The sequence below is a fragment of the Methanomicrobium mobile BP genome, assembly GCF_000711215.1.
GTDB classification, from domain to species: domain Archaea; phylum Halobacteriota; class Methanomicrobia; order Methanomicrobiales; family Methanomicrobiaceae; genus Methanomicrobium; species Methanomicrobium mobile.
In genome coordinates, this window is the sequence record NZ_JOMF01000009.1 from 77,541 (window position 1) to 90,962 (window position 13,422).

General features: G+C 49.7%; 13 protein-coding genes. 9 read left to right on the plus strand and 4 right to left on the minus strand.

The annotated features are described in order from the left end of the window. Positions 1–9 precede the first annotated feature (9 nt). A complete protein-coding gene (gene uvrB, locus T502_RS07740; RefSeq protein WP_042706626.1) occupies positions 10–1,953 on the plus strand; it encodes an excinuclease ABC subunit UvrB in 1,944 nt (647 codons plus the stop codon). A 73-nt stretch (positions 1,954–2,026) separates the two neighbouring features. Here uvrB and T502_RS07745 read toward each other — a convergent pair whose 3' ends face one another. After that, positions 2,027–2,602 (minus strand): DUF5591 domain-containing protein, encoded by a 576-nt coding sequence (locus T502_RS07745; protein ID WP_042706700.1) that lies wholly within the window; start codon positions 2,600–2,602, stop codon positions 2,027–2,029. A 126-nt stretch (positions 2,603–2,728) separates the two neighbouring features. Next, positions 2,729–3,199 carry an FKBP-type peptidyl-prolyl cis-trans isomerase gene (locus T502_RS07750; protein WP_042706701.1) on the minus strand — a complete coding sequence of 157 codons (471 nt, stop codon included), beginning with the start codon at positions 3,197–3,199 and terminating at the stop codon, positions 2,729–2,731. Positions 3,200–3,776: 577 nt separating this feature from the next. Here T502_RS07750 and T502_RS07755 point away from each other — a divergent pair. From T502_RS07755 to T502_RS08970, 4 genes are all read left to right on the plus strand, one after another. Next, positions 3,777–4,655, plus strand: a complete 879-nt coding sequence (locus T502_RS07755; protein WP_042706628.1) for a formate/nitrite transporter family protein — start codon at positions 3,777–3,779, stop codon at positions 4,653–4,655. Between the two features lie 212 nt (positions 4,656–4,867). Next, positions 4,868–5,602 carry a hypothetical protein gene (locus T502_RS07760; RefSeq protein ID WP_042706629.1) on the plus strand — a complete coding sequence of 245 codons (735 nt, stop codon included), beginning with the start codon at positions 4,868–4,870 and terminating at the stop codon, positions 5,600–5,602. Positions 5,603–5,705: 103 nt separating this feature from the next. Further along, positions 5,706–6,287, plus strand: coding sequence for an FKBP-type peptidyl-prolyl cis-trans isomerase (locus T502_RS07765; protein WP_052359256.1), 582 nt, complete (start codon positions 5,706–5,708; stop codon positions 6,285–6,287). A 72-nt stretch (positions 6,288–6,359) separates the two neighbouring features. After that, positions 6,360–6,518, plus strand: a complete 159-nt coding sequence (locus T502_RS08970) for a hypothetical protein (protein ID WP_157197502.1) — start codon at positions 6,360–6,362, stop codon at positions 6,516–6,518. A gap of 122 nt (positions 6,519–6,640) precedes the next feature. On the opposite strand, the gene T502_RS07770 is transcribed toward T502_RS08970, so the two are convergent. Together T502_RS07770 and T502_RS07775 are read right to left on the minus strand one after the other, a co-directional pair. Beyond that, the gene (locus T502_RS07770) at positions 6,641–7,885 is read right to left on the minus strand and encodes a Coenzyme F420 hydrogenase/dehydrogenase, beta subunit C-terminal domain (RefSeq protein WP_042706630.1); all 1,245 of its coding nucleotides are present in this window, start codon (positions 7,883–7,885) and stop codon (positions 6,641–6,643) included. A gap of 2 nt (positions 7,886–7,887) precedes the next feature. Further along, a complete protein-coding gene (locus tag T502_RS07775) occupies positions 7,888–9,465 on the minus strand; it encodes a molybdopterin oxidoreductase family protein (protein WP_042706631.1) in 1,578 nt (525 codons plus the stop codon). 132 nt (positions 9,466–9,597) lie between these two features. On the opposite strand from T502_RS07775, the gene T502_RS07780 reads away from it, so the two are divergent. The 4 genes from T502_RS07780 (at position 9,598) to rpiA (ending at position 13,264) form a co-directional block, all read left to right on the plus strand. Next, positions 9,598–10,254: a hypothetical protein gene (locus tag T502_RS07780; protein WP_157197503.1), complete on the plus strand. Its 657-nt coding sequence runs from the start codon at positions 9,598–9,600 to the stop codon at positions 10,252–10,254. Positions 10,255–10,386: 132 nt separating this feature from the next. Next, complete coding sequence (locus T502_RS07785; protein ID WP_042706633.1) at positions 10,387–11,343, plus strand: EF-Tu/IF-2/RF-3 family GTPase; 957 nt, start codon at positions 10,387–10,389, stop codon at positions 11,341–11,343. A 162-nt stretch (positions 11,344–11,505) separates the two neighbouring features. Continuing rightward, positions 11,506–12,261 carry an SIMPL domain-containing protein gene (locus T502_RS07790; RefSeq protein ID WP_042706634.1) on the plus strand — a complete coding sequence of 252 codons (756 nt, stop codon included), beginning with the start codon at positions 11,506–11,508 and terminating at the stop codon, positions 12,259–12,261. A gap of 316 nt (positions 12,262–12,577) precedes the next feature. Further along, entirely contained in the window at positions 12,578–13,264 is a 687-nt protein-coding gene (gene rpiA / locus T502_RS07795) for a ribose-5-phosphate isomerase RpiA (protein WP_042706635.1), read from the plus strand. Positions 13,265–13,422 lie beyond the last annotated feature (158 nt).

Genomic DNA, 13,422 nt, shown 5'->3' on the forward strand with positions numbered 1-13,422 from the left:
GGATCCGAAATGGAAAGAGTCAACGTCCCTTTTGAACTGGCAAGCGATTTTAAACCGAAAGGTTCACAGCCCAAAGCCATAGCGGAGCTTGTGGAAGGCCGGAAGAAAAACCTCAGATGTCAGACTCTTCTCGGCGTAACCGGCTCGGGAAAGACCTTCACCATAGCCAACGTCATCGCCGCGTTCAACAAACCCACCCTTGTGCTGGCGCATAACAAGACACTTGCGGCGCAGCTCTGGAACGAATTCCGCGACTTCTTCCCGAAGAACCGCGTGGAATACTTCGTATCCTACTACGACTATTATCAGCCGGAATCCTACATTCCGCAGAGGGACATCTATATCGAGAAAGATGCCCAGATCAACCCCAAAATCGAGCAGATGAGGCTCTCCGCGACGGCATCCCTGCTCTCGAGGAGCGACGTCATTGTCGTCGCTTCCGTCTCCGCGATATACGGCGCAGGAAACCCCGAAAACTTCGAGTTCATGGGCTTCGAGATCAATGTCGGCGACAGAATAAAGCGCAGAGAACTCCTCTCCCGCCTCGTCGACGTCCTCTTCGAGAGAAACGATCTCGAACTCGCCCCTGGACGTTTCCGCGCAAAAGGCGACACCGTCGACCTGATTCCGGGCTACATGAACAATATAATAAGGGTAGAGTTCTTCGGCGACGAGATCGAGAGAATCACCGAGATTGACAAGATCACCGGCAAAAAAATTCAGTCGCTCAACTACTTCTTCATCTACCCCGCAAAACAGTATATCGTCCCCGAGGACGAGAAAGCCGGGGCAATTGAGGAGATAAAGGCGGAACTCGAGGAGCGTGTGAAGCAGCTCGGCGTCCTTGAGGCTCACCGCCTGCGGCAGAAGACCCTCTACGATCTCGAGATGATAGAGGAGACCGGCTCCTGCAAAGGCATCGAGAACTACTCCAGATTCTTCGATCACCGCAAAAAGGGCGAGAAACCGTTCTGTCTTCTGGATTACTTCCCGAAGGATTTCCTCATGGTAATCGACGAGAGCCACCAGACACTCCCTCAGGTTCGCGGGATGTTCAACGGCGACAGATCGCGAAAACAGACCCTTGTCGATTACGGATTCAGGCTCCCGTCGGCGCTCGACAACCGTCCCCTCGTCTTCACCGAGTTCGAGGAATACATGAGAAACGTAATCTTTGTATCCGCAACCCCGGGCGAATACGAGGCAAAACACTCGGAGCAGGTAGTCGAGCAGATTATAAGACCTACGGGACTCGTCGACCCCGAGGTCTTCGTAAGACCGGTCAACGGTCAGACGCAGGACCTGCTGAAAGAGATTAAAAAGACAATCAAACGGGGAAACCGTGCCCTCATAACCGCGCTTACGAAGAAACTTGCCGAGGAACTCACGGAGTATCTCGCCGCAAAGGGCATAAAGACGAGATATCTCCACTCGGATATCGACACAATCGAGAGAACCGAGATCATCCGCGAGCTGCGGCTGGGCAAATTCGACGTCCTCGTCGGCATCAACCTCCTCCGCGAAGGTCTGGACATCCCCGAGGTAGGATTCATCGGCATCCTCGACGCCGATAAGGAAGGATTCCTCCGTGATACGCGAAGCCTTATTCAGACCATCGGAAGAGCGGCAAGAAACGCCGATTCATACGTCGTCCTCTACGCCGATAAGATGACGGACTCGATAAAAGGCGCTCTTGCCGAGACGAAACGCCGCCGCGACATGCAGATGGAGTTCAACCGCGAGCACGGAATAACCCCGCAGACCATAGTCAAACCGATAAAAGAGAAGGAAGCCGATATCACGGACACGAAACATATTCCGCGTGTCGACATCCCGAATTACCTCATCGAACTCGAGCAGGAGATGCAGGCAGCCGCGGACTCGCTCGACTTCGAGCGTGCGATTAAAGTCCGCGATCAGATCAAGAAGATCAAAAAAGATTACGATCTCTGAGATTCAAATCCGAGATTCGAATCCGATCCGATATTCGAATCGGAGATTCAAAGTTTGAGATTCGGGCAGGTATTCAGAGTTCGCCGCAGCGGACAAGACCCTGCCTGAACTCCTCTATATATTCGTCCATAGAGAGACTGCCCTCGGGAAACGGACAGTCGATATCATACATCCTGTCTATCATCGGATCGGAGGGAAGGAGCATGAACTCCGTCCCCGTCTTCTCCGCGGCTTCGATAAGGGCTTTTCTGAAAGGACCTATGCAGTAGGCGATCCTTTTCTTATACGTATTCCGCGTCTTCTCCAGATATCCGCACAGACGGTAGACCTCAATCCTGTGAAAATCCTTTCTGACCCGCGGATCCTGATTCTTGCCGAGCATGTAATGATAATTGGCATACGGATACATCAGCTCGAGTTCGGCGGGAACCGTCCCGCAGGTCCCGAAGATGGTGATATGATAGCGGTCGGGAGTCAGAACACTGTCGATGATTTTGTGAAAGAGCTTATGACTCGGGCTCGAACTGTAGGGTTTTCTGAGAGCACACGGGATGAAAATACCTATCTCGCGGGGTGCAATCTCGTATTCGTCGATGATATAGCGGTATGCCTCCTCGAATTCGGAGCGGTAGAAAGGCGGATCGTAGATCTCGTACTCCCGCCCTTTTCTGTCGAAGACGCGTTCGGTAACGGTATGCTCCGGAACGGAATGCTCGGGACGGGCATTCGAATGAACGGTCTGCGAATTCCGCGGATCTTCCGTAGTCACCCCCGATCACTCCGCTGCCGGCTCTATCTCGAGCATCTCGAGCTCATAGGTAAGTTCCTTGCCCGCCATAGGGTGATTGCCGTCGACCTTAATCTTCTTCCCCGCGATATCGAGGACTTTTACGAGAGCCTTATTTCCGTTCGGCAGCTTTATCGAGATCATCTCCCCGACCTGCGGATCGTATTTGAAGCTCAGAAACGACTTCCTTATGCTGAATACCAGTTTCGGATTGTATTTGCCGTAGGCATCCTCGGGTGCGAGTTTTACCTCACGGATTTCGCCCGCCTTCATGCCGATAAGCGTATCCAGAAAGACCTGATTTATACTGCCGTCGCCCAAAACAATCTCCTGCGGACTGCCGTCATGCTCCTCCGAGACCTCTCTGGAGGATTCGAATATCTCCCCTTCGGGGGTTCGGGTAGTAAAATGAACCTTTACCCTGTCGCCGAGTTTCGCCCCTGCTGAATCGTCTGCCATAATATTGCCGAATTTCCTTTTTTCCGGCGGCATCCGACATATACCGATACCGCCGTAAATAACTCATCAATAACTGCATATCTGTTTGTTGCCTTAAAACATAAAGGTGAAACATTACCGAAAACATAACCGACATAACCGACATAACCGAAAACATAACCTACATGACCGAAAACATAACCGAAAACATAGCCGAAAACATAACCGACATGACCGAAAACATAGCCGAAAACATAACCTGCATACAGTAAAACACAGTAAAACAAAACCGACATAAAGGTAAAACATATACCGGATCCTATACCTAAAGGTAAGCACATTACATTTACGACATTAAACAGATTACCTCTTGACAATGCGCATTTTATCGTCAAAAAAGCGCAGAAAAATTTTTTCAGTTAACTCTGATTGTCTGAATATGCACTACGTAATTCCATTAAAACAGGTACATTGTTAAGATAATAAGATTAACACACATGCATTTATATGAAGGGAATATTTGACAAAATATAAATACCGAATACAACTTAATTAAGTTTAACAAACAAGGCTAAATACCGGTTTGTAGGTTTTAATTATGGTAGCATTTTCTCCAGCACAGGTATGTGCAAAAATCGGAACAGCCGGAAAGGGTAAATGTACACTTCCGCCTGTCAACATGTTTGTGAGAGCATTTCTCGCAGGTGTTTATATTGCAATGGGAGCATCGGTTGCAACCGTAGGTTCGACCGGAGTGGCAACGGTTCTGGGTGCAGGTATCGCTCAGTTCGTAACGGGTGCACTGTTCCCGATTGGTTTAATGTTCGTAGTTCTCACAGGTGCGGAGCTCTTCACGGGCGACGCAATGTTTGCTCCGATGGCAATCCTTCAGGGTCAGGCAACACTTGCAGGTCTGGCATATCTCTGGATTATCGTTTATATCGGTAACTTCATCGGATCGCTTTTCATGGCGGTATGTATGACATACGGTCCGCTCACGACAACTGTAACCGCATCGGGTTCAATCGCCGCAACGGCATTCGGTGCACGTGCGGTAGGTATTGCGGTCGGTAAAGTTTCGTATGCCGGCGTAATGGGTATCTTATCCGTATTCATCAAAGGTATTCTTTGTAACTGGCTGGTTTGTCTTGCAATATTCCTTGCACTTGCAGCCGACGATATCATCTCGAAGATTATGGGAATCTGGTTCCCGATCATGGGCTTCGTTGCCGCAGGATACGAACACTGTGTTGCGAACATGTATTTCATCCCCGCAGGTATACTGACAATGCCTTATCTCTCGGCAGAACAGGCGGCATCGATTGCCAACATAAACCTGCTTGGCTGGACATCAATGATTACAAGCAACCTTATCTGGTCTACACTCGGTAACATTGTAGGTGCCGCATTCTTCATGGCATGCATCTACTACTACTGCTTCAAGAAAGAGATTCAGGATATTCAGAAAGCAGCCTGAATATAAAATCCAAAATCTTTTTTCTTTTTCTGATTATTTCGCATTCATTCCCGAAGTTTTCCGCTCCCGCAATTTCTTATTCATCGCGGTTTTTCCATTTCTCCAATCCCTCATCGAGGCTATTCAACCGAAATAAGTAATTTTATATCAGAATTTGAGTAATTACTATTATCAAAAAGCGGTTTTCTGCGCCGCGAAGGATAGAGAATAATATGAAAATAAAAGGTGTTCTCATAGGCATATCGCCGCTTCACGTAATCGTTTCACTCTTTTGTCTGAGTATGTTTACAATAACGGGCGTGGGAATGGGTGATTACATTATCATCGGATGGGGTGTTCTGTTCGCAATCGTCCTCCTCGTCATTCCCGCATACAACAGTTACAGCGTCTCGAAATCCTACGAGAAACTTCTGCCCGAATACGAGAGGGAGTCCAAATATTACAGGATTGCCGGTATCCACGATGCAATGCTCGGAAAACCCGTAAGAATAAGGGGAGAGGTCGAGAAGGTAAAAGGCAAACTCATATGCCGTCCGGCATTCACAATAAATGACGGCTCGTGCTCGATTGTCGCGCAGCACGGCGCTCCGATAGATCTGGACATAAAGGTCGGCGATAACGTGGAGGTCGTCGGCATGGTGGTCAAGAGATTCACCTTCTTCGGAAAGATGGTGATTCACCTCATCGGCATCAAAAAGACAGACAAGGTTGAAAGCCCGGAGGATTCCGACAAAAAACGCCGCAGAGGAAAGAACCGCAACCGCGACGGAAAGGCGGACAATGCGGATAAGGCGGAGAACACTGAGAACACGGATAACACCGAGAAGACTGAGAACACTGATAATAAGGAAGACACGGCTGCGGAAACTTCCGATGAACCGTCCGATGAGAAAAACGACGAAACACCAAAAGAAGAGACTTCGGCGGCGACCGGAAAGTCCGATTAAATTCATTCATATTATTCCTTTATTTTACGTCTTTTTTGCATCCGATTCCGACTCCGCACGTCATATTAATTTTAAATGAGCGCCAAAATTACTGGGATTATTCATGAAAAGATCAATATACGCAGTATTTCTGACAGCCCTTATTGTCTTGACCGCAATGGCGGCGGGTTGCACATCCGGAAATCAGGCACAGACGCAGACACAAACTCAGACTCCGACAGGCACTCCCGCATCGGGCGCCGTTAACGACGGCATCGTCAAAGAAGGCAGCACGGTCTCCGTATACTATGTCGGAACTCTCGACGACGGCACGGTATTCGACAAGGCAGTCAAAGGAACGGACAAGCCGCTTACCTTTGTTGTCGGCAGCGGCAGCGTGATTAAAGGCTTCGACAACGCGGTTCTCGGGATGAAAGCCGGCGAAACCACGAAGGTTCACCTGACGCCCGACATGGCATACGGCGAATACAACGATCAACTGATACAGGAATTCGACAAGAGCATATTCGGCGACTCCGACGCAAGCACGCTGAAAGTCAATGACACCGTCTATCTGACGTCCCCCAACGGCGTCTTCCCCGCAAAGATCCACGCCATCGGCAACGAATCCATTACTCTTGACTTAAACCACAGACTTGCGGGACAAAACCTCAACTTCGAGATAACCGTCGACTCCGTGGCATAAGATATACGGATTCATATCTTATTTTTACAATTCAATTTTCCAAATAGATTCTTTTTTCCGGCATTCGCACGAATGCAGAACGAAAATCCGATCTTAAAAGTGACTGCAATAAGTGCAGTGAAAAGTATTGTAATAAATGCTACAAAAAGTGTTGCAATAAGTGAAGTGAAAATTGTTGCAATAAGTGCAGTGAAAAGTGTTGTAATAAGTGCCGCAAAAAGTGTGCAATAAGTGTTGTAAAGAATTGTTGCAAAAAGTGCGGTAAAAAATGTTGTAAATATTATTATTGCATTTATTATTGTATTTGATCGATAGCGGTGTGAATCTTACCTTTTGCCTTTTTCGTATTTCCCTTATGCTCCCTCCGAGAAGATATTGAAGATCTGGTCGCTTCCGGTATCCGAAAGACGCTTTCTCTCCGCAGACTCTTCGACATATGCGAGAACCGGCAGCTCCATATTGACACCCGGCTCATGACCGAACATCTCCTGCATCTCCATCTGAAGAGCGTGCATGAAGAGAGCATTCGGAATATCCATCGCACAAAGCTCCTGACACTGTCCGCAGTTGACGCAGGAATCCGCAACATGCGAGTATCTGATGAGATGGAACATGAACGGCGGGTTGACAGCGCCGGAATCCACGAGATGCGGCTTCTTCGTCGAACACTCGACACAGTAGCAGATCGGGCAGTTCTCTATGCACTGGTAACACTTGATGCAGCGCGAAGTCTGCTCCATGATGTAATCCAGGCGCTTTTTGCCGTCGCCGAGTTTCTCGAACTGTGCATTGCGGCATTTGTCGCCGAGCTTCAGCATCGCGCCCTCGACCTTTCCGCGAATACTCAGAGCCGCGGGTGAGGGCACCTCGGTCTCGATAGCCTTGCCGGTCGCCTTCGTCACAAGGTCGGCACCCTTATCCGAGCAGACCTCTACAAAGGTCGCTTTGCCGGCTTTATCTCCGATAACGCCCCAGTTACCGCAGGCAAGGTCGCACTGGCGCGGAATCTTCGTCTTGCAGCGCTGGCAGTTCAGTCTGCGTCCGTAACCTTCCTCCTCGAGCTCATCGATCTTTATGCCTTTGTGTTCGCCGCTCTTTGTAATGACAATGAACTGACCCTTGTCGATCTCTTCCTTCACGATATCGTCGGGGTTGAGTCCGAACTTCTCCTGAATCATGATGCGGGCTTCAATCGGGCTTACCGAACCGCCGCAGTTGAGACCGATTGTGATGAGATTGTCGAGATTGACCTGATTCCTCTTTGCAAGCTCGTAGAGTGCCTTTGCGTCGCAGCCCTTCATGGTGACGGCAATCTTCATCCTGTTGGCGCCGTCGAAGTACTTCTTAATAATCTTGGGTATCAGAAGAGTACCGCAGTGGAGAGAACCTGCACACTGTGCAATATCCTCGGGTTTCGTAATCAGCACGGGCTGCGCATCGTAAAGGTCGACACCTTTCTTAACCGCAAGCACGGCGTCGACGGCGCCGCTTTCAAGCGCAAACTTCAGAAGCGCCGTTACGGCTCCTCCGCATTCTCCGTTGTCGAGCATGTTCCCGTCTTTTGCCCATGCCCAGAGCATATCTCCTTTTGCCGCCATTTTTACGCCTCCGCCTTCTCTATCTTAGCCGCGATTGCCTTTGCGCCTCTCGTAAGGATGAAGATACAGCCTCCGCCGATGCCGGTCGTCGGGACAAAGATAACTCCTCTGTCGATATCCTTGGTAATCTGAACCGAGGCGACGATTGAGCCGTTTGCCGTCGAGACCTTTACGAAGTCGGTCGGCATAATATTCAGCTCTTTTGCGTCCCCGTCGTTCATCTTTACGAACATGCCGGAAACTTCGCGCATGAGCGACCTGCAGTTTGCCGAAAGCGTGGCAATACCGCCGTATCCGTGCCAGATTGTAGCCGAGGTCGTAAGCGCGAAAGGATACTCGTCGCTGACAGTCGCGATTCCGTCGCATTTACAGCCGTCACAGTCGCAGATCTCAACCGATGCCGGCTTCTCGGGAAGAAGGAAACCATCCTTTGCGATTGCATCGTATGAAAGCTCGGGGTAAGCCGCCTTAAATACCGCTTCCGCGGAGTCATAAGCAATGTTTCCGCCGAGTTTTGCGGCAATCTCCGCGACAATCATCCAGCCGGGCTTTACGCCTTCGGCAGCCTCCTGTGCCTTTCTGACAAGCTGGATTCTGCGTTCCGCGTTAATGACCGTTCCGTCAACCTCAGCGAAAACCGCGGCGGGGAAGACAACGTCGGCAGTCTTCGCCGTCGACGTCAGGAACGAGTCGATTACGACCGCAAACTCCGCGTTTAAAGGTCCCAGGTCTTCGCCGAGAACGAAGAATGCCTTTGCTTTGCCGGAATAGGCATTGCAGAACGGTGTTACTGCGCCTGCGAGGATTGCACCGCATCCGTTTGCCTGTGCCGGAAGTGCGCAAAATGCCGCATTCTTCGACTCCGCAAGTGCCTTTGCCGCCGCGGCTATCTTCGACTCGGCAAAGGTGACGCCGATGCCGTATACGACCGCGACTGCCTTACCCTCGACAAAAGCGCCCGCCTCGGCGATTGCCGCGGCTTCCGAACCCGGAACTGCCTTGACGAACTCGGTCGCCATCTTTGCCGTGGGGCTCCTGAACGTGTCGACGACAATTACCTTTGCGCCGTTATCCTTCGCATTTGCGATGCGTCTGGCGACGAGCGGGTGTGACTCGACTATGTTGCCGATTGCCACAATGCAGTCCGCCTTTGCAAGTCCCGCGATTGTTCCCGCGGATGCATCAATCCCTGTCGATGCCGGCGTGGTGAAGTTTTTGGTCTTTAAAACTTCATCCGCGAACTTTTTGACCGTGAAGAGATCCTCGTTCGTTGCGCCTGCCGATGCAACTACGCATACGTCGTCGCCGCTGTATGAGCCGAGCTTTGCGACAGCCGCAATTGCCTCGTCCCATGATGCCTCGACAAGTCCGTCGCCCTTCTTTATCATCGGTTTCGTAAGCCTTGCCGGGCTGTTTACAAGTTCATACGCAAAATGACCTTTCTGACAGGTTTTGCCCTCACTGACGGGTGAACGCCGGAAAGGTGCCGTTCCGACAACCCTGCCCTCTTTTATGACAAGATTGAACGAACAGCCCGTTCCGCAGAACGGACATACCGTCGGTACATATTTAAATTCCATAATTACGCCTCTAACACAAAGATGTTTTAATGTTCAACTAAATAAATACAATGTTTGTTTGACCGAAACATAGTAAATATCGGTGGAAGTTAAATAGTTTGAAGTTCAACTTACTGACGGAGATGGTATGACGTGACCAAAAAAGTGGCAATTCCGCCGATGATCTCGGATATCGTGGCATCCGGCATCACGGATCTGGACGGTTTTCTCTTTGATGCCGCAGACCGGTGTCCTTACTGCGGCGGAGAACTCAGGAGTCATGACATAAAGCACAAAGTCTTTGCAAGGATTGACACGGATATAATAAACGGCGGCGCCTTAAGCGGCACAATCGCAGACGCAGCCGCAGCCTCAGACGGAGACGACAACGGTGACAGCGTAAACGGCAGCGGAGACGACAACGGTGACAGCGTAAACGGCAGCGGAGACGACAACGGTGACAAAGGCACGGAACACGGGAGAAACATAACGGTAAATGTCAGGCGCTGGCGATGCACGGCGTGCGGAAAACTCGTCTATTCAAAATCGCCGTTCTACGACGGAATTCGGACGGGAGCGCCGATAGCGGATTTCTGTATGGTAAACCGCGACCTTCATCCGCCGAATCACATAGCAAAGATACTCGGCAAAATGGGCATCATAGTGACGCCCGCGACCGTCAGAAACATCCTGCAGTCCGATATCCCCGAACTCTCCAATCCCGAAAATATACCCTCCGTCAACATCTACGGCATAATCTTCCCCTCATCGCTCCTCAATATCTCCGAACGGATACGGCGTGGAAGATAGGGTAAGGCAAAGACGAATGATAAAGACGAAGATGAAGATCGCAGGACGGGCGGGGAATTGCCGCGGAAAAACACGTCGCGGATAAACACAATGACAACTATCATTAATTTACACACCAAATAATCTTGGAACATGCCGAATCTTAACGTTGCAATTACCGGTTCTTTGGACTATGCAAAGAACATCGGAAAAAAGGGAACAACCTCGGACATTACATTCTATAACCTGAAAAAAGGCGAGGATACGGTCACAATCATAGAGCCGACAAGATACCCCGAGCGTATCCAGCCGCTCTATTACGCAGTCTCGATGGCGGATGTCGCAATCGTCATCGTCGACGCCGTGACACCCGAGTTCGGCGAGACCGTCGTCATGCTGGACTGCGCAAAAGTCACCGGCGGATACATCATCCTCAGAAACTATCTGGACAAGTCCCAGATAGCTCCGCTGATAAAAGGAACCGTCCTTGAAGGCTACGAGTATATCGAAGACGACCCCAACATGCTCCGCGAGAAACTTCTGGAAGCGGCGGCAAACAAACCGCGGGAGGTCAACGACGTCCCCGGAATCGTTGCGGTCGATCACTTCTTCAATGTCCGCGGTATCGGAACCGTAATCCTCGGCTGCGTCATAAACGGCACAATACGCACGCATGACAACCTCAAGGCACTGCCGACAACGAAAACCACCCAGGTGCGCTCAATCCAGAGACACGACACCGACTGCAACGACGCCGCAAAAGGCGACAGAGTCGGATTGGGACTCAAAAACATAACCTTCGAGGAGCTCGACCGCGGCTATGTCCTCACCGCCAACACCGCGATAAAGCAGAGCGACAGGTTCACGGCGAAGCTGAACATCGTCAGATACTGGCAGACGCCGATAACCGAGAACATGGTCATCCATCTGGGTCACTGGATGCAGTATGTCTCCGGCAAAATCGAGTCGGTCTCCGGCGATCCGAAAAACCCCGAAATAGTCATCTCGGTCGATAAAGAAGTCATATTCATGCCGAATGACAGGGCAATAATCTTCCACCTCGATGCCGGAAAACTCAGAGTCGTAGGCACTCTTGAGCTTAACATCTGAGCGGTCGGGACCGCAAACTGGATACCTAAATCCGATCACAAAATCCGATCTTAATCATACAACCTTTTTTTTGAAAATCTCGGGCTTTATGACTTCAATTTTTTTCGCAGTTAAAGACAGAGTTAATATGTCACAGGTCAATTACTGTATGTGACAAAAAATATGGCACAAATTTCCAGAATCTATCCGGTTGTTTTGGTCATGCTTATCGCAGCGGCATTAACCGTAGGTATTGCCTCCGCAGCTGAACCAAACGAGAAAGTTATCACGGTATCGGGAACGGGCAAAGTCACCACATCCCCAGATACGGTAATCATCTCCGTAGCGGTCGAGACCGAGAATACGGACAGTCAGAAAGCCCAGAAAGAAAATGCCGACAAGATGGCGCAGTGCATAAATGCTCTGAAGTCAATCGGCATCACCGAGAGTGAGATGAAGACAACGGGATACACCATGTATTCCTACAAATCAAGCTCGGATTCAATCTTCGGCGGCGATAAGACAATTTATCACGTAAGAAACACGATTCAGATAAAGACCTCGAAGATCGAGCTTGCGGGAAAGATTATCGACACGGCAACGAGCAACGGCGCGAACAACGTCAATTCGGTCAGATTCACTCTCTCCGACGAGAAGAGTCAGGAAATGAGAGATTCGGCACTTAAGGCGGCAGTCGCACAGGCACGTGCCGATGCCGACGCGGTCGCTTCGGCAATGGGTATCTCGATTGTCGGTGTCTACTACGTCAACGTCGATTCGAGCTACACGCCGATGGTCTACGCCGAGACAGCGATGTACAAGAACGCAGCCATGGTAGCGGGCAGCGGCATGGACGAGGCTGTTATGAGAGCAACACCCATCGAGTCCAGTGACGTCGACGTGACCGCAAGCGTTTCGGTCGCATACATTATCAGATAAAGACCTCAAATCAGACACCTGAAATTGACAATCGCATTAAACGACAATCACCTGAAATTTACAGTCACCAGATATAAAACGACAAATTAAGAAAAAAAGACAAATAAAGACTACACATGAAAAAAGACCTGACACAGTTAACAAGACTGACACATGAAATAAGACAGACACCAAATGCAAAACAAACACCAAAGAAACCCCTAAAATCTCACAAAAACACCATCCTCTTTTTATTTTTTTATTTTTAAGTGTCTTCTTTGAATGCCGTCCTGCAAGATTTATTAGCTTTTACGGATTATCAATAAAGAAGAATCTTATGTCAGATACAGTAGTCAATGCCAAGAAAAATGCCGGATACTACGCCGCGGGACTCGTTGCCGACGATATGGTAGTCGGTCTCGGAACAGGCTCGACCGTTCTTTACACAATGGAGAAACTTGCCGAAAGGATAAAGAGCGGCGAGATAAACATTCTCGGAATCCCTACCTCGATTCAGACGGCAATGCGGGCGAGAAAACTCGGCATACCTCTTACAACGCTTGATGAATATCCCGATGTCGATATCGCAATCGACGGCGCCGATCAGGTTGATCCCGCCTTTAACCTCATAAAAGGACGCGGTGCGGCTCAGACCCGCGAGAGATGCCTTGCGGAATGTGCGAAACGCTTCGTTGTCGTCGTCGACGGCAGTAAAATCACACAGAAACTCTCCGGAACCGTCCCCGTCGAGGTAATTCCGTTTGCGATGACCCTTGTCTGCGAAAGGCTGAAGGCGCTGGGCGGCAACCCCAATCCCCGCGAAGGCGCAAAGAAAGACGGTCCCGTTATCACCGATAACGGCAATATAGAGATAGACTGCGAATTCGGGGATATCGACGACCCGAAAGCCCTTCAGACGGCAATAAACAACCTCCCCGGCGTTGTCTCCTGCGGCATCTTTACCGAGTTCAAAGAGAAGACCGTCGTCGTCGTCGGAACCGAATCGGGCATTGAGATATTATAACCGAAAATAACCTGAAAAAATAAAAAATACCCAAAAAGACCGACCGAAAAAGAATAACCTAAAAAAATAACCTAAAAAAATAACCTAAAAAATAACCTGATAAATAACCTAAAAAATAACCTAAAAAATAACCTAATAAATAACCAAATAAATAACCT

What these genes read in the sequence shown, in the direction of transcription:
- T502_RS07760 (WP_042706629.1), top strand. Translation starts at nt 4,868, where the DNA reads ATGAAAATAAAAGGTGTTCTCATAGGCATATCGCCGCTTCACGTAATC.
- T502_RS07755 (WP_042706628.1), top strand. Translation starts at nt 3,777, where the DNA reads ATGGTAGCATTTTCTCCAGCACAGGTATGTGCAAAAATCGGAACAGCC.
- T502_RS07770 (WP_042706630.1), bottom strand. Translation starts at nt 7,885, where the DNA reads ATGGCGGCAAAAGGAGATATGCTCTGGGCATGGGCAAAAGACGGGAAC.
- T502_RS07750 (WP_042706701.1), bottom strand. Translation starts at nt 3,199, where the DNA reads ATGGCAGACGATTCAGCAGGGGCGAAACTCGGCGACAGGGTAAAGGTT.
- rpiA (WP_042706635.1), top strand. Translation starts at nt 12,578, where the DNA reads ATGTCAGATACAGTAGTCAATGCCAAGAAAAATGCCGGATACTACGCC.
- T502_RS07775 (WP_042706631.1), bottom strand. Translation starts at nt 9,465, where the DNA reads ATGGAATTTAAATATGTACCGACGGTATGTCCGTTCTGCGGAACGGGC.
- uvrB (WP_042706626.1), top strand. Translation starts at nt 10, where the DNA reads ATGGAAAGAGTCAACGTCCCTTTTGAACTGGCAAGCGATTTTAAACCG.
- T502_RS07765 (WP_052359256.1), top strand. Translation starts at nt 5,706, where the DNA reads ATGAAAAGATCAATATACGCAGTATTTCTGACAGCCCTTATTGTCTTG.
- T502_RS07785 (WP_042706633.1), top strand. Translation starts at nt 10,387, where the DNA reads ATGCCGAATCTTAACGTTGCAATTACCGGTTCTTTGGACTATGCAAAG.
- T502_RS07790 (WP_042706634.1), top strand. Translation starts at nt 11,506, where the DNA reads ATGGCACAAATTTCCAGAATCTATCCGGTTGTTTTGGTCATGCTTATC.
- T502_RS08970 (WP_157197502.1), top strand. Translation starts at nt 6,360, where the DNA reads ATGCAGAACGAAAATCCGATCTTAAAAGTGACTGCAATAAGTGCAGTG.